Annotated in this window: 20 protein-coding genes; 4 read left to right on the plus strand and 16 right to left on the minus strand. The window is 67.2% G+C overall.

Features of this window, described 5'->3' with window-relative positions:
- Positions 1 to 5: 5 nt before the first annotated feature.
- Genes IBX18_RS00645 through IBX18_RS00690 form a run of 10 tightly spaced genes read right to left on the minus strand, consistent with a single transcriptional unit; the run spans position 6 to position 8,967 of the window.
- Positions 6 to 1,226, minus strand: a complete 1,221-nt coding sequence (locus IBX18_RS00645; RefSeq protein ID WP_194831883.1) for an MCE family protein — start codon at positions 1,224 to 1,226, stop codon at positions 6 to 8.
- Entirely contained in the window at positions 1,223 to 2,305 is a 1,083-nt protein-coding gene (locus IBX18_RS00650; protein WP_194831884.1) for an MCE family protein, read from the minus strand. The genes IBX18_RS00645 and IBX18_RS00650 overlap by 4 nt, the downstream gene beginning before the upstream one ends.
- Positions 2,302 to 3,402, minus strand: coding sequence for an MCE family protein (locus tag IBX18_RS00655; protein ID WP_194831885.1), 1,101 nt, complete (start codon positions 3,400 to 3,402; stop codon positions 2,302 to 2,304). Before IBX18_RS00655 ends, IBX18_RS00650 begins: the two co-directional genes overlap by 4 nt.
- Entirely contained in the window at positions 3,402 to 4,427 is a 1,026-nt protein-coding gene (locus IBX18_RS00660) for an MCE family protein (RefSeq protein ID WP_373889156.1), read from the minus strand. The genes IBX18_RS00655 and IBX18_RS00660 overlap by 1 nt, the downstream gene beginning before the upstream one ends.
- On the minus strand, positions 4,424 to 5,446 hold the full coding sequence (locus IBX18_RS00665) for an MCE family protein (RefSeq protein ID WP_194831886.1): 1,023 nt from the start codon (positions 5,444 to 5,446) through the stop codon (positions 4,424 to 4,426). Before IBX18_RS00665 ends, IBX18_RS00660 begins: the two co-directional genes overlap by 4 nt.
- Before the next feature lie 2 nt (positions 5,447 to 5,448).
- Positions 5,449 to 6,813: an MlaD family protein gene (locus tag IBX18_RS00670; protein WP_194831887.1), complete on the minus strand. Its 1,365-nt coding sequence runs from the start codon at positions 6,811 to 6,813 to the stop codon at positions 5,449 to 5,451.
- An 8-nt stretch (positions 6,814 to 6,821) separates the two neighbouring features.
- Entirely contained in the window at positions 6,822 to 7,685 is an 864-nt protein-coding gene (locus IBX18_RS00675; protein WP_194831888.1) for an ABC transporter permease, read from the minus strand.
- A 1-nt stretch (position 7,686) separates the two neighbouring features.
- Positions 7,687 to 8,541, minus strand: coding sequence for an ABC transporter permease (locus IBX18_RS00680; RefSeq protein ID WP_107659435.1), 855 nt, complete (start codon positions 8,539 to 8,541; stop codon positions 7,687 to 7,689).
- 13 nt (positions 8,542 to 8,554) lie between these two features.
- A complete protein-coding gene (locus IBX18_RS00685; RefSeq protein ID WP_194832673.1) occupies positions 8,555 to 8,743 on the minus strand; it encodes a hypothetical protein in 189 nt (62 codons plus the stop codon).
- Positions 8,743 to 8,967 carry a hypothetical protein gene (locus tag IBX18_RS00690; protein WP_194831889.1) on the minus strand — a complete coding sequence of 75 codons (225 nt, stop codon included), beginning with the start codon at positions 8,965 to 8,967 and terminating at the stop codon, positions 8,743 to 8,745. Before IBX18_RS00690 ends, IBX18_RS00685 begins: the two co-directional genes overlap by 1 nt.
- A gap of 287 nt (positions 8,968 to 9,254) precedes the next feature.
- On the opposite strand from IBX18_RS00690, the gene IBX18_RS00695 reads away from it, so the two are divergent.
- Positions 9,255 to 10,157: an oxygenase MpaB family protein gene (locus tag IBX18_RS00695; RefSeq protein ID WP_194831890.1), complete on the plus strand. Its 903-nt coding sequence runs from the start codon at positions 9,255 to 9,257 to the stop codon at positions 10,155 to 10,157.
- Positions 10,158 to 10,231: 74 nt separating this feature from the next.
- On the opposite strand, the gene IBX18_RS00700 is transcribed toward IBX18_RS00695, so the two are convergent.
- A complete protein-coding gene (locus tag IBX18_RS00700) occupies positions 10,232 to 11,362 on the minus strand; it encodes a serine hydrolase (RefSeq protein ID WP_194831891.1) in 1,131 nt (376 codons plus the stop codon).
- 172 nt (positions 11,363 to 11,534) lie between these two features.
- Between IBX18_RS00700 and IBX18_RS00705 the strand changes: the two genes are divergently transcribed.
- Positions 11,535 to 12,230, plus strand: coding sequence for a type 1 glutamine amidotransferase domain-containing protein (locus IBX18_RS00705; protein ID WP_194831892.1), 696 nt, complete (start codon positions 11,535 to 11,537; stop codon positions 12,228 to 12,230).
- Between the two features lie 142 nt (positions 12,231 to 12,372).
- A complete protein-coding gene (locus IBX18_RS00710) occupies positions 12,373 to 13,245 on the plus strand; it encodes an aldo/keto reductase (RefSeq protein WP_194831893.1) in 873 nt (290 codons plus the stop codon).
- A gap of 48 nt (positions 13,246 to 13,293) precedes the next feature.
- On the opposite strand, the gene IBX18_RS00715 is transcribed toward IBX18_RS00710, so the two are convergent.
- Entirely contained in the window at positions 13,294 to 13,482 is a 189-nt protein-coding gene (locus IBX18_RS00715; protein WP_107659441.1) for a hypothetical protein, read from the minus strand.
- Between the two features lie 258 nt (positions 13,483 to 13,740).
- Here IBX18_RS00715 and IBX18_RS00720 point away from each other — a divergent pair, with 258 nt between their 5' ends.
- A complete protein-coding gene (locus IBX18_RS00720) occupies positions 13,741 to 15,087 on the plus strand; it encodes a DNA-binding transcriptional regulator (RefSeq protein WP_194831894.1) in 1,347 nt (448 codons plus the stop codon).
- 73 nt (positions 15,088 to 15,160) lie between these two features.
- Here the strand turns inward: IBX18_RS00720 and IBX18_RS00725 are convergent, their stop codons facing one another.
- From IBX18_RS00725 to mftF, 4 genes are all read right to left on the minus strand, one after another.
- A complete protein-coding gene (locus IBX18_RS00725; RefSeq protein WP_194831895.1) occupies positions 15,161 to 15,322 on the minus strand; it encodes a hypothetical protein in 162 nt (53 codons plus the stop codon).
- A 121-nt stretch (positions 15,323 to 15,443) separates the two neighbouring features.
- Positions 15,444 to 15,662, minus strand: coding sequence for an MbtH family protein (locus IBX18_RS00730; protein WP_107659443.1), 219 nt, complete (start codon positions 15,660 to 15,662; stop codon positions 15,444 to 15,446).
- Positions 15,663 to 16,392: 730 nt separating this feature from the next.
- Positions 16,393 to 17,886, minus strand: coding sequence for a mycofactocin system GMC family oxidoreductase MftG (gene mftG, locus IBX18_RS00735; RefSeq protein WP_194831896.1), 1,494 nt, complete (start codon positions 17,884 to 17,886; stop codon positions 16,393 to 16,395).
- Between the two features lie 41 nt (positions 17,887 to 17,927).
- On the minus strand, positions 17,928 to 19,328 hold the full coding sequence (mftF, locus tag IBX18_RS00740; RefSeq protein WP_194831897.1) for a mycofactocin biosynthesis glycosyltransferase MftF: 1,401 nt from the start codon (positions 19,326 to 19,328) through the stop codon (positions 17,928 to 17,930).
- Between the last annotated feature and the right edge of the window lie 61 nt (positions 19,329 to 19,389).

Consider the following 19,389-nt stretch of genomic DNA (forward strand, 5'->3'; position numbering starts at 1 on the left):
CTCCTCTATCTACCAGGTGCCGGTCGGGACAGCTCATTGCCGGTGACGCCGGGCGGCGGCCCGGAACCGTTGTCCGGCACGTTCGGTCGCGGCGCGTTCGCCGAACCACGCACCTGCAGTGCCGGATTGCTCGTGACGCAGTAGTTGTAGAGCCGGACCCTGGTGTCGACGGTTTTCGTGGTCGGCACCACGGGCACGGTGTCGTAGTCGCAGCTCGGCCGCGGCCACGGGTCGACCAGGGTGTGGTACGCGTTGTCATGGGCCGGAATGCCGATCGCCTCCGAACCCGTGCGCAGCGCCGGGAACAGCGCCGCGATGGCAGGGGCCCGCAGCTTGGCGGCCTTGGTGATCGCGACGAAGTTGGTGACCAGGTTGGTCATCGGATCCTCGGTGTCGCGCACGATGCCGCCGAGGGTGGCCAGCTGACCGGGCCCGAGGTCGAGGAACTTGCGCACTTCCTGATCCGCGGCGGTCAACTGCTGGAACAGCGCGCTGGAGCCGGTGGTCAAGGTGGTCAGGTCGGGTTGCGCGTGGCTGGTCGTGTCGGCGATCACCTGGAGGTTCTCGATGAGTTGCCTGGTCTGCGGCAGTAGGTCGGTCAATCCGGCCATGGCCCGGCTGATACCGGAGATCATGTTGCGCAGCCGATCCGGGCCACCGGCCAGCGCCTTGTCCAGTTCGTCCACGATCACGTTGAGCCGTCCGGGATTCATCCCGCCGATCAGCGCGCTCATGCTGCCGAACACCGACTGCATCGTCACCGGCGCCGTCGTCCTGGCGCGCTCGATCACGAAGCCGTCGGCCAGATAGGGCCCGCTGTCCGCGTCCGGCCGGAAGTCGAGATACTGCTCGCCCGCCGCGGAGAGCCTGCCGACGGCGACGGTGCCGCCCACCGGAATCCGCGCGGTCTTGTCGATTTCGGCGATCGCGGCGACGCCGTCGCCGGAGATGCGGACATCCTCGACCCGGCCGACACGGGTACCGCGGAAGGTGACGTCGTTGTTCGGTGCGAGGCCGCCGGAGCTCTGCAACTCGACCCGCACCATATACGTGCTCGGCAGCGGATTGATCCGCAGCACATAGACACCCAGATAGGACGCGCCGAGCACGAGCACCACGATCAGGCCGATATTGGCCGCCGCGACCCGGTGCCGGACCAGCCATTGCCACAGGGGGATGGCAGCCGGCGAAGCCGGCGGGGTGGGTGAGCTCAGCGGCGGATTCATCGGCCACCGCCTTGCAGCCGGCCGATGACCTTCTCGATGACCTGCGCCAGGCTGCCGATGAACGCGGGCACGTCGCCGATCTCGGGTGGCCTGCTGCCCTTCGGGTCGGTCAGCGCACCGACGCTGAGATAGGAGACGGTGGCCGCGACCGCGAGCACCGGGCCGTCCAGGCTGGCCGAGATCGACGGGTAGATGGCGTGCAGCCCGTCGAGGGCGCCCGCCAGATCGTCACCCATCTTGGTGAAGCCGGACATCAGCCGCTGGATGCTGTCGAACAAGCTGAGGAAGTCCGGGCCGGTGGTGTCGGTGAAGTCGCCGAGCGCGGCCATGGTCACCGAGACCTTCGCGATGAGATCGGCGATGGCCCTGTTGTTTTCGGCGACGAGCCCGATCAGCGGCGGGAAGGTGTCCGCGGCGGCGCCCAATTCGGCTTTGCGCCTGGCCAATTCACCGGTGAGCGTATTCAGCCCGGTCAGTACGCCGTCGATGTCGGCGGTGCGCCGATTGAGTGCGGTGAGCACATCGGTCATCTCGGTGATCAGATGCGACAGCTCCGGGGCACGCCCGCCGAACATGGAGTTCATCTCGGCGGTGATCCGGGCCGCCTGGTTGAGGCCGCCGCCGTTGAGCAGCAACGAGACCGACATCATCAGCTGCTCCACCGAGGCACCGGTCGCGGTGTGCTCCGGGGCGATGGTGTCCCCGGGGCGCAGCAGCTCGGCGCCGTCCTGCTTGGCGGGCAGCGTCATCGCGACGAACATGTCGCCGAGCGGGGTGGCCTGGCGCAGCTCGGCGGTGGTCCCCCGAGGCAGCTGAATGTCTTGGCGGATCTGCATTTCCACGTCGGCGAGGAAGTCGGTGGTGCTGATCGCGGACACCATGCCGATATCGGAGCCGCCGATCTTCACGTGCGCGTTGGCGGGCAGGTTCAGCGCGTCCCGGAACACCGCGTGCAGGGTGTAGCCGGGGCCGCCGATGCCCGGTTTCGGCAGCGGCACGTTGTCCACCGTCACCGCGCAGCCCGAGGTCGCGCCGATCACCATCGCGACGCACAGCGTAGTCAGTCCCCGCGCCCTCATTTGGTCAGTCCGAGCAGCGCGGCGGTGAGCCCGAAGTCCGGGCCGAAATCCTGGATCTTGCCGGTCCGGCAACCATCCAGGCGCATCTGCACCCGTTCGCAGAACACCGACAGGGCCTCGCCGTCGAGCACCGCCTTGTCCAGCAGGCCGTGCAGGCGCAGCGCCTGATGTTCACGGCTGGTCGCGTTGGCGAGGTTCTGGAAGAACAGCGGTGTCACGTCGGCGATCTCGGTGACCGCCCGCGCGTTGGCCCGCATCTGCCCGGTGAGGGCGGTGAATCGGTTGAGCGCGCCGAGCAATTGCTCGCGGTTGGTGCCGACCACGGTCGAGGTGTTGGTGACGAAGTCGTTGAGCTGGGTCAGCACCGCCTGCAAGCCCGGCGCCTGCTCGCCCATCAGCTGCACCATCTCGGTGAGCCTGCCGCTGAAATCCCGCACCGTCTGGTCGTTCTCGGCGATGATCTGGGTGATCTCATTGAGTTTCACGATGGTGTTGGAGATCTGATCTCCGTTGGCCAGGCTCACCTCGAACGCCGAGGACATCGCGTCGAGCGTCTCGCGGAGCTTGTCGCCGTTGCCGTCGAGCAGCGGGAAGAGCACCCGGCTCGCCATCGGCCCGGACTCGTTGTCGCCCTTGAGCGCTTGCCCCAATTGGTCGAAATTCTCCAGGATCCGATCGAGTTCCACCGGGGTGCGCGTGTGCTCGAGCGGGATGTGCGCACCGTCGGCCAGCACCGGGCCGGTGCCCTCGTAGGCGGGCGCGAGTTCGACGTGCCGGTTGGTGATCAGCTGCGGTGACACCAGCGCCGCGATCGCGTCGGCGGGCACCTTGACGTCCTTGTCGATGGACATGGTCACCTCGACGTAGCTGCCCCTGGCCGTCACCGTGTCGACCCGGCCCACCGGGACCCCGAGGATCGCGACGTCGTTGCCCGCGTACAGGCCGGCGACGTTCTCGAAATCGGCGCTGATCCGCAGACGTTCACCGAGATACTGGTCCGGCAGGCCGCTCAGGCTGTCCGGCAGCAGCGAGCACCCGGATGCCACTGCGGCGACCCAGCACAACACGGCGGTTTTGCGGAAAGTACCTATCTTCATCAGTTGCACCCCTGTACCGCACCGGCGAAACACAACCAGTTGTCCGGGAAAATCCACGGCGCCCACACGTCGCCGTAGGGTCCGTTGCCGAGCGCATTGTTGAACTGCCGCAAGGCAACCGGCATGATCTCGTAGAGCGAGTCGAGGTTTTCCCGGTTCTTCTCCAGGCCCTCGGACATGGTGTTCAGGCTCTGGATCATCGGCCCGAGTTGATCGTTGTTCTCCAGGCCCATCTCCTGCAGCAACCGGGAGAGCTCGGCGACGTTGTCCAGCAACGACTTCAGCATGTTCTGCCGCACCGCGACGGCGTTGCCGATGGCCTCGCCGCGGGTGAGCAGCAGCAGCACGCTGTTGCGGTTGTCCGACACCAGCTGCGACACCTGATCCATGCTCTTCAGCAGCACGTCGACCTCGTCGCGGCGGTCGTTGATCACCTTGGCCAGCGCGCCGATGCTGTTCAACGCCTCGACGGTGAGCTGCGGCGAGTCACCCATCTGCCTGGTGAGCAGATCCAGCGACTGACGCAGCTTGGCCGGATCGATCCGCTCGATCCGCTCGAACGACGACTTGTACACCGGATCACGGATGACCTTGCTGAGGTTGTACGGCACCGACGTGTTCGCCAGCGCTATCCGGTTGCCCGGCAACCCTTTTCCATTGCCGGGCACCAGCTCGACGTGCAGCTTGCCGAGGATCGTCGTCATCTTGATGGCCGCGTGCGCGTCCGGGCCGAGCCGCAGATCCCGGCGCACCCTCAGGTCGACCAGCACTTTCGCGCCGTCGAGCTGTACCGCGCGCACCGAGCCGACCTCGATGCCGGACACATCCACCGACGCACCCGCCCGCAGCCCCGCCGCCTGGGCGAACTCCGCCTGAATGGTCTTGTCCCCCAACCGGGCCTGGGACAGCACGCTGGAGCCGACCAGCAGCAGCACCACCGAACCCGCCGCGAGCAGCCCGAGCCACAGCAGCCGGTTCCGCGGCAGCCGGACGCGCCCGATCAGCGATCGCGCTCGTGTCATCATCGGCACACCTCCGATTGCGAATCGCCGCCGACCTGAGAGAAGAGCCCCGGCGGCAGCAGTACACCCCACAGCGAGACATCGAGACGGCAGATGTAGGCATTGCCGTAGGCGCCATAGCTGGTGAACCTGGCGATGCCGTTGAGCAGGCTCGGCAGCTCGACGGCGGCCTGGTCCAGCGAGGCGCCGTTGAGCAGCAGCAGTGCAACACCGGTCGTCGCATCATTTTGCGCCCGAGCGATATTCGGCTTCACCTGAGCGATCAGCCGCGCCACCGAGTCGGTCGAGGTGGCCACCTGATCGACCGACCCCTTCAACGACTCACCTTGCGCGTAGAGCGACTCGACCAGCGAACGCGCCTGGGTGATCAGCGTTTCCAGTTCGCCGCTGCGATGGGCGAGACCGGCGATGACACTGCTCAGGTTGCCGATCACGTCGCCGAGAATCTGGTCCCGCTGCCCGAAGGTGCCCGCCAGCTCGGCGGCCTGGGTGATCAACGCGCTCAGCGACACATTGTTGCCCTGCAAGGCCTGGATCAGCGTCTCCGACAGCGAATTGATCTGATCCGGTTGCAGCACACTGAACAACGGCTCGAACCCGGACAGCAACGCGGACACATCGAACGACGGCTCGGTGCGCTCGAGCGGTATCGCCGCACCCGCCGCCAGCGGCTGCCCGTCGCCCGCGCCGGGCACCAGCGCGATGTAGCGCTGTCCGATCAGGTTCTGGTAGCGCACCATGGCCTTGGTGGTGGTGGTCAGCCGCTGCCTGCGCTGGATCCGGAACTCGATGCGGGCCCGGTAGTCGCCGTCGAAGTCGATCTCGTCCACCCGGCCGACCCGCACCCCCGCCATCCGGATGTCGTCGCCGACCCGCAGGCCGAGCACATCGGAGAACGTCGCGGAGTAGGACTCGGTGTCGCCGGGGACCGAGCGTTGCAGGGTGGACCAGATCGTGTAGGTCAGCACGATCGCGACCACGGCGAACAGGCTGAAGCCGGCCAGGGCCTTACCTGATTTCATGATCAGCTACCGCCCTTGTCCGCCGGGGTGACCGAGCCGCCCGCCAGCAACGGCGACAGCAGCAGATACTGCGCCGCGGTCGGCTTGCCGCCGACAATCGCCGCGACGGCGTCCGGGCCCCGTAAACCGTTGGGCCCTGCGGTATTCGGTGCCGGATCCTTCGCCGCGGCCGGTGCCGTGAGCCCGGGAATCATCGGAATACCTGGAATGCTCGGCAGCTCGAGCACCACCGGCGCAGGGCCCGCGGCATCCAACCACCGCGGTTTCAGCTGTTCCGGAAACTCCTGTGGCGGCGCGACTTCCGGTACCGAGGCACCGCCGCAGCGTGGCCCGGCCATGCTGCCGTACCGCGGGCAATCCGCGGCCGTGTACTGCTGAAACGGCGTGAAGGACACGTCCATCTTCCAGATCATCTGGCGACTCGGCCCGAAACCGAACACCGAGCGCAATTTCTGCAGGGACACATTGAGATTGGCCGCCGTCTGCTGCAGGGCATCCGGATCCTCGGCCAGGCTGCCGAACAGCTCGCCGACACCGGAGACCACCTCCTTGCCCGCATCGGGGTTCCGCGCGAACAGCGAATTCACCGAATCGACCGCCCCGTTGGCGTTGGTGAGCAGCGCGACGAGCTTGTCCCGCCGCTCCGTGAGGGTGCGCGCGGTGGTCACCGACTCCGACAGCACACCGACCAGCTCGGGCGCGGACGTGCTCAGCGCGGTCGCGGCCCGGCCGAGATCACCGAGCAGGTTGCCGATCCCGGGGATGGCATGCACCTGGGTGAGCCAGGTGTCGAGCCGCTCGATGGTGGAGCCCGGTACCCGGGCGGCCGGGTCGAGGGCGTCGGCGAGCGTGGCGAGCACCCGGCCCAGCTTCTCCGGCTGGATGTGATCGAGCACGTCGCGCAGCACGCTGAGCGTGGTCTGCAATTGGACGGTGCCCTCGCTGGTGTCCTCGGGAATCTCCGCCCCCGCACGCAACGTCTCCCGGGTCGGCCCGTTGTCGACGAGCTCGATCGCCGTCACGCCGAAGATGTTGTTGGGGATCACCCTGGCCGTGACGGCAGCCGGGATCAGCGCTGCCACAGCGGGTTTCAGGTTCAGCTCGGCGCGCTGCCGTTCGCCCTTCGCGACGACCTGCACGTCGGCCACCGAGCCGACGATCATGCCGCGAAACTTCACGTCGGCGTTCTCGGGCAACCCGTCACCGGTGCTGGTGAGCACGGCGACCACGCCGACGTTGTCCTCGAAGCGGCCGGTGTAGCGCAGTCCGACCAGGTACAGCAACAGCAGCACCACCGCCGTGAGCGCGATGCCCGCGAGGGACAGCTGCCGCGGGCTCGGCCCGCGGCCACTGGGATCGATGATCATCGCGGCCCCTATCCCGAGATCCGGATACCGGGGTCGATGCCCCAGATCGCCAGCGTGAGAAACAGATTCGCGAACACCATGACGACGATCACCATCTTGATCGCGCGCCCGGCCGCATGGCCGACGCCTTCCGGACCGCCGGTGGCGACATATCCGTAGTAGCACTGCAGGAACGTCGAAATGAGCACGAACACCATCACTTTGAGCACCGAGAAGAAGACGTCGGCGCCGTTGAGGAATTGGAAGAAGTAGTGGTCGTAGGTGCCTGCCGAGGTGCCGCCGAGAAACAGCACCGACAGCTTGGTCATCAGGTACGCCACCGCCAGCCCCACGCTGTAGAGCGGGACGATGGTCAAGGTGGCCGCGATCATCCTGGTTGTGATCAGGTACGGGAGCGGGCGGATGGCAATGGATTCCAGCGCATCGATCTCCTCGGAGATCCGCATCGCGCCCAACTGCGCGGTGAATCGGCAGCCCGCCTGGATGGCGAAGGCCAGCGTCGCCAGGATCGGCCCGATCTCGCGGGTGGTGGCGAACCCGGAGATGGCACCGGTCAGCGGGTTCATGGTCAGCAGGTTCAGCGCCGTGTAGGACTCCATGCCGACGGTGATCCCGCCGAATCCGCACAGGATGATGACGACGCCGACGGTGCCGCCGCCGACGACCAGCGAGCCGTTGCCCCAGCCGACGTCCGCGGTGAGCCGCAGCACCTCTTTGCGATAGTGCTCGAGCGTGAACGGAATTGCCGCGATCGCCGCGACGAAGGTGATGGCCTGATGGCCGAGGCGCCGGTTGGCGCGCATCGGTCCGCGCGCGAACTCGCCGACCACCCGGAACGGCTGCAACGCCGGCGGCGTATAGCGCGAACCCATCTCAGATCACCTTCGCCGGGAACAGCGTGTTGTACACCTGGGTGATGATGATGTTGGTGGCGAACAGCATCAGCGCCGAGTTGACCACCGCCGCGTTCACCGAGTTGGCGACGCCGCCCGGTCCGCCCCGGGTGTGCAGGCCGATGTCGCAGGCGATGATCGCGGTGAGCGCGCCGAAGATGGCGGCCTTCAGCAACGCGACGATCATGTCGTTCGCCACCGCGAAGGAGGAAAAGCTGCTGATGAACGAGCCCGGCGTGCCGGCCTGGGCATACACGTTGAACAGGTAGCCGGTGGCGAAGCCGACGAAGACCACGAAGCCGCACAGCAGCATGCTCACCAGCACCGCCGCCGCGAGCCGCGGCGCGACCAGCCTGCGGATCGGATCGACGCCCATCACCTTCATCGCGTCGATCTCCTCCCTGATCGTGCGGGAGCCGAGATCGGCGCAGATGGCCGAGCCGACCGCACCGGCGATCATCAGCGAGGTGACCAGCGGCGCGCCCTGGCGAATGATGCCGAGCCCGCTGACCGCACCGATGAAGGTGGTCGCGCCGACTTGACTCACCAGGGCGCCGATCTGGATCGAGACCACCACCGCGACGGGTATCGCGACGAACACCGTCGGTGCCGCCGACACACTCGACATGAACGCACACTGTTTGATGAATTCCTGGAACGGGAATCGACGTGTGAGCAGTGCGCGGAACATCTCCAGCACGGCGTCGCGACCCAGCGTCACCTGCCTGCCCAGCGTCTCCAGCGACCGCTGGGGGTGCCGCTGCCACAGACCCCTGAGGTCGTCGACGGCTTGCTCGAGATCCGTGCGGCCCGGCGGCCGTTGGGTGCTGGTCATCGATCGCTGCCTCTCACGCGGTCCCGCTCAACTGCCGCTGCAGCAGCACGAACAGCAACCCGAGAGCGGCTGCGCCGGCCACAACGGCGCTCAGCACGACCAACCACAACCCGAACCGCAGCACCGGATTGACCCGCGTGTGCCCCGCGAGCACCTGCACGCCGATCACCAGGACGTCGATCAGCCAGACCAGCATCATCATCAGGTCATGCACACATTCGAGAAGATGAGCACGGGCCAGCACACGATCGAACCCAGGAACGAGACGACCACGTCGATGCCGTGCATACCGCGCAGGTGGCTGGTGTGGGTCAGCGTCCAGACCACGCCGATCAGGCCGTACGGGATGCCGAGGATGATCAGCGTCCCCAGGAACTCCGAGACCTTCATCTCGTAGCTGAATATCCGATCCAGCCTCTTGAGCATGCGTGTCCTTTCGCGTGCCGGTCGACGTGACCGGCCGCCCACGGCAGGACCCACAAGGGATCCACCGTTGGATCCGTGCCGGACGCCACACGGTCCGGTATGGGCCCGTATGTTACGCACGATTCCGAACTTAACGGAAGGCTTTGGCGTAGATTCATTGCGGTACACACCAGACTTTCCCCATGCAGTGCAACCCGTTGACGCGCTGAGCCCGCTCGGCTTAAGTTATCAACAGTTCACAGGTTGTTACGCCACGCGGAGTCGATTCCGGACCCGAAAGGACTCCCATGACCGCCGCTCACTCCTCCGAATACGCCGCCGTCCCGCTGTCCAAGGAACGCACTCGGATCCGGATCGGCGCCACGCACCGGCCGACCACCAAGCGGGCGATCAAACTCTCCGACGCGCTGGATTTCTGGTCCTTCGCGGGCGCCGCGGCCAATGTGGTGATGCAACTGGCGCGCCCGGGTGTGGGGTACGGCGTCGCGGAGAGCAAGGTCGAGTCCGGCTCGCTGATGCACCATCCGTGGAAGCGGGCCCGCACCACGACGCAGTATCTGGCGGTCGCCATTCTCGGCACCGAAGACGAGCGCCTCGCCTACCGGGAGGCGGTGAATGTCGCGCACCGGCAAGTACATTCGGCGCCCGGCGCACCGGTGAGGTACAACGCCTTCGACCGGAATCTCCAATTGTGGGTCGCCGCTTGCCTGTACATCGGCTTCGAGGACACCTATCAACTGCTGCAAGGCCGGATGAGCGACGAGCAGGCCGAGGCGTTCTATGTGTCGTCGTCGACGCTCGGCACCACCTTGCAGGTGACCGAGGACATGTGGCCCGCCACCCGCGCGGACTTCGACCGGTACTGGAACGAGGCCTGCGAACAGGTCGCCATCGACGAGTACGTGCGCGCCTATCTGAACGATCTACTGGAGCTGCGGATGATCCACTGGTATCTGCGGCTACCGTTCCGAAACCTGTTGAAGTTCCTCACGATCGGCTTCCTCGCGCCGATCTTCCGCGAACAGCTCCAGGTGCCATGGACGGCCACCGATCAGCGGCGCTTCGAGCATCTGTTCGTGTTCGTCGCCTTCGTGAACCGATTCATCCCACGCTTCCTCCGGCACGGCGGCACGTACACGTTGCTCGCGGATGTGCGGCGTCGAATCCGCAAGCAGCGCAATCTCGTCTGAACGCCGGCAGCGCATGACTCCGCCGTCCGAGCGAACTGCCCGGACGGCGGAGACCCCTCGATCCGCACAAACGATTACGGGCAGAGCGCGTGGCCCAGCAGGCCGACCAGATCGGGCATCGCATCCGGATCCTTGGTGAAGGTGTAGGTCACCGCGCGCCCCTGCGGTGTCGCACCAGACAGGCTGACGAACCCGTAGATCCCACCCGAGTGTCCGAAATACTCTGCACCACAAGATAATTTGACGCTGCCCAAGCCGAGTCCATAGTGCATCTGGGTTTCCGCGTCCATCAGCACGCCGTCGCGCATCTCGCGCAGCTGAGCCTCGGGGACCACCCGACCGGCGACCAGCGCCGAATAGAAGCGATTCAAGTCGGCACCCGTGGAGATCAGCCCCCCGGCCGCCCACGGTACCGACGGTTCGATGCGCGACACATCGGTCACCTTGCCGTCCACCACCCCATAGCCTTTGGGATGCGGACTGCGGATCTCGCGATCACCCGCCGCGGGCAGATACGTGTCGGCCAGCCCGTGCGGCTGCAGAATACGCCGGTTCAGCTCGTCGACATACGGTGCGCCGGTGACTTTTTCGACGAGCATGGCGGCGACGTAGTAGTTGGTGTTGCTGTATTCGTACCGGGTCCCCGGCGCGAAATCGGCAGGCCGCTGTAGCGCGATCGCCATGCCCTCGGTGGGTGTCATGATGCGGTTCTCCACGGCCGCGCGATACTCGTCGACGCGCGGATCCGCGGCCACCTCCGGTAACCCGCTCTGATGGCGCAGCACCTGACGCACGGTGATCACCCGCCCGTCGATCCCCTCCCCGCGCAGTAGCCCGGGCAGATACGTGTCGACCGACTCGTCCAGCCGCACCTTGCCCTCCGCGACGAGCTGCAGAACGATCGCGCTGGTAAAGGTTTTCGAGATGCTGCCCACCCGGACGTGCTGGGCAGGCTCGGTGGGAATCTTCGCGCCGGTGTCGATATCGGCGACACCGCTGGTGAGTACGACCGTCGTGCCGTTATCGGTGACGGTGGCGATCGCCCCGGTGACCCCCGACGCGACAATGCCATCGATATCGGCCTGCACGGCGCGAATCTTGGTGTCCGGCACCCCACCGGACGCGTTCTCGGGCTTCGACTCCGACGTACACCCGGCAAGCAGGGCAACCGCGGAGAGGGCGACGATGATCGGTGCACAGCGCATACCTGAACGCTAAGGATCGGACGCCCTCGCCCACATCGGGGACAGACCCCGAGATCCCCCGGATCTCCCCTCCCCTACAAGGATGAGGCAGCACCGAGCCCATCAGAATTCCGATGTCTGATATCGGCGTTCCCATTGGCCAGTCTACGGAGACGCTCGTACTGTCGACCGTATGGCGAAAATACTGTTCGTACTGACCGGTGCCGACACCTGGACACTTGCCGACGGCACCCCGCACCCGACCGGCTTCTGGGCCGAGGAGTTCGCCGTGCCGTACGAGGCGGCCAAGGCGGCGGGCCACGAGATCGTCGTCGCCACCCCCGGCGGAGTCGTGCCGCCGGTCGACCAGGGAAGCCTGGCGCCCGAATTCAACGGCGGCCAGGAGGGTGCCGGCAAACGGGCTGAGGTGCTCGCCGCGAGTGCGGAACTGAAGCATCCCGTCAAGTTGTCCGAAGTAGACCTCGCCGACTACGCCGCCGTCTTCTATCCCGGCGGCCACGGCCCGATGGAGGATCTCGCGGTGAACGCCGAGTCGGGCGAACTCCTTACCGCCACCTTGGCATCCGGCAAACCGCTCGCGGTGGTGTGCCACGGCCCTGCCGCGCTGCTCGCCGCCGTCGGCGCCGACGGCAGCAATCCCTTCGCGGGCTACCGGCTCACCGGCTTCACCAACGCGGAGGAGCGCCAGGGCGGCCTGGCCGACAAGGCCAAGTGGCTGCTGCAGGATCGGCTCGTCGAACTGGGCGCGGACTTCCGCGAGGGCGAGCCGTGGGCGCCGCAGGTCGTGGTCGACCGTAACCTGATCACCGGGCAGAACCCGGCCTCGTCCGCGGCGGTGGCGCAGGAACTGCTGCGGGCGCTCGGCTGACGTTTCGCTGCTCGCGAAACGACCCCGCAGGGGGAATCGCCGGGGCGGCGACAACGTTGCTGCCAGTAGCGACGTCGCCGTGCCGACGTCACACCGGCTCGCCCGCTCTCGCGCAATTCCCCCTTCGGAAGGAACCGAACCCATGAGCACCAACCTGCACGCGCGGCCCGCCGCGGCATCCGGCACCTTCGCGCTCGGCGGTGACCTACCCGTCCACCGGCTCGGTTACGGGGCCATGCAGCTGACCGGCCCCGGCGTCTGGGGTGACCCCAAGGATCCCGACGAGGCGGTCCGGGTGCTGCGACGGGCCGTCGAGCTCGGCGTCACCTTCATCGACACGGCCGACTCCTACGGCCCGTTCGTCAGCGAACAGCTCATCCGTAAGGCCTTGCACCCCTACGCCGATGACCTGGTGATCGCCACCAAGGGCGGGCTGACCCGGGGCGGCCCGGGCGACTGGCGTCCGGTCGGCAGGCCCGAATACCTGCGCCAGCAGACCGAACTGAGCCTGCGCAACCTCGGCGTCGAGCAGATCGATCTCTACCAGTTGCACCGCATCGACCCGCAGGTGCCGCTGGCCGACCAGCTCGGCGAGCTGGTCCTGCTGCAGCAGGAGGGCAAGATTCGGCACATCGGCGTCTCCCAGGTGAGCGTCGAGGAGCTGCGGCAAGCCCGCGAGATCGCCACCATCGTCTCGGTGCAGAACCTGTACAACCTGGCCAACCGCGCCGACGAGGATGTGCTCGAGTACGCGGAGCAGGAGAACATCGCGTTCATCCCCTGGTTCCCCATCGCCACCGGCGAACTCGCCAGGCCGGGCGGCCCGCTCGACGCGATCGCCAAGGAAAACGGCGCGACCCCCGCCCAGCTCGCGCTCGCCTGGCTGCTGCGCCGCTCGCCGGTGGTGCTGCCGATTCCGGGCACCTCCAGCATCGCGCACCTCGAGGAGAACGCCGACGCCGCGCGCATCACGCTGACCGACAAGGAGTTCGAGGCGCTGTCCGCGGCCGCCTGAACCCTCCCGACTGGAGGCGGGCCCGGCTTCGGCCGGGCCCGCCTTGCTTCACTTCTCGGCCGCCCGGCGGAAACAGCAGGCCGAGGCGGCGAGGTATTGGTGACAGCGGGCACCGTGGCCGCCGTGCACGGTGAGGATGAACCGCGCTCGTTCGTAGCTGAGGTCCACCGGATCCTGTGCGCAGTCGCGACTCTGCACCAGCCACAATTCCCGCACATCCGAGTGCAATACGTCCATAGTTCACCTCTGCGTAAACGTCAGTGCACCCGGCACCGAAAGGCGCCCCCGGAATCACGCGCGACACGGATGGATCGGGCCGTGTCGGGACCATGCGGCGGATTCTGGAATTCCGGCGCCCTGGTACGGGTTTGGGCAGAACCCCGGCGCCGGGTGCAGATTCAGCGTGCACGTTGCGATTCGGTGGATAACAGTCCCGAATGCGGTAAATGCGGGTAGTTTCCGTTTGTATCAGCCTGGTGCGAGGAAGCGGGACCTATGGTTGAGATCGACTGGACGGGCGAGGATGTCCGTGCGCTTCGCGCCGCGATGCGGCGAAGTCGGTACGAATTCGCGCGTCTGGTGGGCGTCACCCCGCGCACCGTGGTCTTGTGGGAAAACGGCCGGACAACCCGGATGCATGCCGCAAGCCAACGTCTGCTCGACCGGGTCGTGTCAGAAGCCGATCCGGTCGTCGTCGCACGATTCGAGCGGGCCGTCACCGCGGGCCGGGGGGCCGGCTTCGACATCGAAGCCGGCCCCCCGGCGCCCGATACGGAAACCCAGCTCGGTAGGGACATCGGGCTCGACAAGGAAGTCGAGGATGACGACGTGAGAAGGCGAGAGTTATTGGCCTGCATCGGGGTCGGCCTGACCGGCAAGGCCGCCGACCTGGTCGCGGCCGAACCGGAGAAAATGCTGGCCACCCTGGACGCCGGATCGATCAGCGAACGACGACTCGGCCTGCTGGAGCAGTCGGCCGAGGCGCTCGGCAAACGAGTGGTCCAGGTGCCGCCGCACGAGCTGCTACACACCACACTCGAGCAATTCCGTACCGTCCGTGGCACTCTCGCGCAGCGCCAGGCCACCCACCATCAGGTGCGGCTGGTGCGCACCGCGGGCAGGCTGGCCAACGTCGTCGGCGAAATCCTGTTCAACGAAGGACATTTCGGGCAAGCGCGACTCTGGTACGGCACCGCGATCCACGCCGCGCAGGACATCGGTGATCGTTATTCGGAGGATATCGCGCTGGCCGGTCTCGCATATTTACCGACGTATAGTGACAAGCCGAAGGAAGTCTTGAACTTGCTCGGCGGCCGTCTCGAAGAAAATCCGGCCCACGGCCCGGCGGCCGCTTGGCTGTGGGGAATGGCGGCCCGCGCCCATGCCAGCCTCGGAAATGCCGTCCAGTTTGTCCGGTGTATCGAGAAATCCGGTCGCGCATTGGAAAATGTTGGCCAAGAAGAGCTTACGGTCGGCATCTTTTCTTACCGCCCGGAAAAACTGGCCTTCTATCAGGCGATCGGCTACTCCAATCTCGGCCGTGCCGCCGAAACCGCAAAGGCCGCGGCCCATGCGCTCGCCCTGTACGACCCACAGGAAACAATGGAGCCCGCCCTCGTCCGGTTCGAGCATGCCACCGCGTTGCTGAGCGCAGGCGAGGTCGATGAAGCGTGTTCCGTTGCGACACAAGCGATCACCGGCAACAACACCTATATCGGGTTGACCGTCACCAAGCGCGCCGGGAAGTTCGATACCGCGCTCACCGACTTTCGCGGGCGCGCGGTCACCGAGTGGCGCCAGCAGGCTCGCTCGATCATCGAGTCAGCGCGCACGAAGGCCTAGCCGACCGCCGTTCGACGCCCGCACCATTCGATCCGCTTATCGGTGCGGACCGCCGCCGGGCGTCGGTGCGGCGCTAGGACTTCGCGGCGTCCTGCCGGCGGCGGCGGTGCATGATCGCATCCAGCCAGCCGCTGATCTGTTGGGTCTGCGCGGGAGTCGGGCGACCGGCCTCCCAGCGATGGGCCGCTTCGATCAACGTCTCCGGCAGGCTGGGGGTGAACCGTTGATTCGTCATACGTCCATGATGCACTGGGGCGCAGCGAAGTACGAGTAGGGGGCGGGGCGCGCCGGTCTGCAGGGGGGATGTTGACCGGCGCTCCCCGCCTATACGGGTGGTTTCGGGGTTCGGTGGGCGCTCAGGAACTTTCGTTGGCCGAGGCCTCGATGAGTGATTTGGGACGCATATCGAGCCAGTGCGTTTCGACGTAGTGCAGACAGGCTTTACGGGCGGCGGCACCGTAGGCGATGGTCCAGCCGCCCGGGACGGCCGCGAAGATCGGCCAGAGCGAGTGCTCGCCGTCGTCGTTGATCAGTACGTAGAACTGGGCGCCATCGTCGTCGAAAGGGTTGTTCATCGGGTTTCCTTTTTCCTGGTTGGGTCAGGTTTGGGGGGTCTGTGCGGTGCCGATACCCCGAAGGGGGCCTGCGATTCGGCCTGTGCGCGCCGCGTGTGGACGCAGCGGTCGACGGCGTCGAACCCGGCAGCGCACGGCGCAGGTGCCGGGTTACGCGAAAGATGGTGTGGCCGAACTCACGACGACGAAGGCGGCGCGAGGCCTCGGTGGCAACCCCGACGGCGGATGCGCCGTGCGGATCGGGGACTGGGCGAGCACGGTGCACCGGAATCCCCGTCGGTGCCGGACCTTCCCTGTGTCCGGCACCGACGAAGTCTGTAGTGACCGGTCGGCCGTCGATGATCGCGAGCTGCGGATCGAACTCGGTCACGCCCTCCACCAGGGTACTGGCGCACACCGACAAGTCGGGCGATTCGACACCGATTGCCGGAATTCGGGCGGGGCGAGCGATCTTCCAGCGCACCGGGCCGCCGCTGAGCGAGCTGTACCCCCGACAGATACAGCTCACTCGGCGCTGCGGTCTGGGGAGGCGCCGGGGCCGCGCGCTGAACCCGCACAACTCCGTATGGTGCACCAGAGGCTGCCCATATGGCGAAACGATGGCGGTCGACAACGTTCCTCCAACTTCACTGCCGCTGCGCAACGCGCCCGGCTGCCAGCTACCTCGCACGGAAGTGACTCGTGCATTGCGAACATTAGGCGTTGGATCAATAAGCTGGACGATTTTCCGTTAAAGACTTTGTGACGTTCGACCGCCGCCGGATCGGCGGAGATCATCGGCGAGGTGTTCCGCGATCAGCACCGCCGTGGCCTGCGGGCCGCGGCTCAGCGGCACCGGCACGACGGCGAGATCGGCCACCGTCAAGCCGGCTACGCCGTGCACCCGGCCGGACTCGTCCACCACCGCGCGCTCGTCGCCGGCCGGCCCCATCCGGCAGGTCCCGGAGAGATGTTGCGAGGTACCCAGATTCGCGTGCAACCACGCCGCCGCGGTCGCCGGCTGCTGCGGCATCGGTTCGGTGCGCGGTGTCGCCGACATCTCGTGCAGCACCTCCGTGGCGGTCCCGACGGCGGCACGCAGCCTGGTCCGATCGTGCTCGGCGGAGAGATACCGATGCTCGATCACCGGAGGTACCGCGGGATCGGCCGACCGCAGCCGCAGCACCCCCGCGGAACTCGGGCGCATGAGCGCGATGCCGAGGCGCTGTGCGCCGGGCGTGAAAGCAACCGTGTACGGCCGGATCTCGATGTCGTCCAGTTCCAGCACGTATTCCAGCGGGACGGTGGCCCGCTCGGCCGGCCCTGCTCGGTATTCGAGACCGATCTCGGGATGGTCGGTGAACCAGGCGCCGACGGGGGCGGCGTGCACGACCGGGATATCGAGTGCCCGCAGCTGTTCGGAGTTGCCGATGCCCGAACGCAGCAGCAGCGTGGCGGATTCGATCGCGCCGGCGCTGAGCACGATGTGGTCCGCCCAGAGGGTGTCGGCCCGGCCGTCGTGCCACACGTCGACGCCGACCGCACGGGTGCCGTGAAAGCGCAGGCGCAGCACCGACGTAGCGGCCTGCACGGTGAGGTTCGGTCTGCCCAGCGCGGGCAGCAGGTAGGCGGACGCGGTGCTGACCCGCTTGCCGTCGTCGGTACTGCACGGCACCCGGCCGAGCCCAGCGGTGGCACCCGCCGGTCCGTTCAGGTCGGGTATCTCCGGAAACCCCAGTGCCGCACAGGCAGTGGCGAAGTGCTCGCTGAGTGGCACCGGGTTCTTGTTGCGGCGCACCGGAATAGGCCCGGACCGGCCGTGCCAGGGCTGGTCGCCGAAGTCGAGGTCACGCTCGGAGCGGCGGTACGCGGGCAGCACCGCGTCGAACGACCAGGCCGTCGACGACCCGAGCACCCTGCTCCATGCCGCGAAGTCCGCCGCGGTGGCCCGCACGAAGTAGCTGCCGTTGACCGCGCCCGAGCCACCGAATATCTTGCCGCGCACGATATCTCCCATGACTGCGGCACCATCGTCGGCGAGGGTCACCGGGTAACGCCACAACCACGCCGCGTCCGCGCCGATCGGCAGGCGGGTGGCATCGAGCAGCGCCGCGGGAAATCCCTCCGGCGCGAGCCCGACCGACCCGGCTTCGAGCAGCCGGACGGTGTGCTCCGGGTCCGCACTCAGCCGCGCCGCGAGCACACAGCCCGCGGTACCGCCCCCGACGATGAGCGTGTCGGTCATCCGAGCCCTGTCCGATCAGTGTGTCCGCGCCCGATCGCCGATCAGTGCGACGGCGCAGTGGGTTTCAGCGATTCCGGGCTGCGCGCACGGAAGGCACCCACCCACAGGCCGGTGCCGTAGGCGATGTCGTCGAGCCGCTTGTAGGCCACGTACCGCACCGGGTCGAGGCCACCGGCGTCGCGATGGGTGAACCAGTCCGCGAGCCCGTCCGCGACCGCCATGGTGATAGCGATGCGCCGAATCCGCTTCGACGCCAGCATCGCCAGCAGCGTCACCGGCCAGTAGTGCCTGCACATCGCCGAGGCCAGCCGCCACAGACCGGCGAAGAAACCACGGGACAGGTAGATCGCGGCGATCCTGGTCGGGTTGTCCAGTTCCGCGAAGACCCGGCGTAGTCGGACCAGCGCCGTGAGCAACGTGAGCAGCCCGCCGATCAGTCCCCACTTCGACAGCGTGGCGAACAGGAACGCCGCCACCATCGTCCAAGAGGGCAGCGACAGCGGCGAGACCATGCCCGGGTGGCGCTCACCCAACGGCGCTGCGCCCGTGCCGTAGAACATCTTTCGGCCGAACCAGGCCCGGAAGGACACCCGGTGGTCGTGCGCGACGTGGGCGGCGGGCTCATAGCGCAGCCGCCAGCCGGCCTGCTCGAGCCGCCAGCACAGGTCGACGTCCTCGGCGACCAGCATCGACTCGTCGAAGCCGTCCTGCGCCAGCAGCGCCCGACGGCGCACCAGCAGTGCGGCGCTGGGCACGTAGGAGATCAGGCCGTGCGACTGCACCGCGGCTTCCCGCCTACCCAGATCCAACGAGGAGCGGGTGTGCTCGTAGCGGGCGAGGGCATTGGACTCCGGGTCCAGCGCGACGATCCTCGGGGCGACCAGCGCCACCTCCGGATCGCTGAAGTGCCCGAGCATCACCTCCAGCCAACCGCTGCGCGGCACCACGTCGGAGTCGAGAAACGCGACGAAGTCGGTTGTCGCGGCCTTCAATCCGGCATTGCGCGCGGCGGCGGGCCCCTGCTTCTCGTCGTGGCGCAGTACGGTCACCCGGCAGCGGGTGCCCCGATCGCGCGGGATCTGCACCGGCTGGTCCGAACCGTCGTCGACCACGATGACGTTGTGCCCGCGCAGCGCGGCGAGCAGCCTGGCGAGTCCGTCGGCGTTGTTGTGCAGCGGCACGATGACGGTGACGTCCTCGGGGGACGGCAGCAGGCGGGGACGCGGGTTGGCGACCCCGGAGTCGAGCAGCCGTCTGGCAACGGTCGCGGACTTCGGGCCGGTCACCTCGAGGTACCCGTCGCCGATCATCTCGGCGGCCTCCGGGGCAAGTCGCAGCAACCGAGCGGGCGAACCGCCGATCAGTACCCGGCCTCCGGAGTATGCGCGTACCCGTGGATCAATCCGCACCCCGAATCCGTCGGGCAGGCGATCATGGCGCATTCCTGGCATGCTAGGCGGAGATTCGCGCGCGAGCATCATCAGTCCGGTTAAAAGGACAGAA

Source organism: Nocardia sp. XZ_19_369, assembly GCF_015355715.1.
In the GTDB taxonomy this organism is placed as follows: domain Bacteria; phylum Actinomycetota; class Actinomycetes; order Mycobacteriales; family Mycobacteriaceae; genus Nocardia.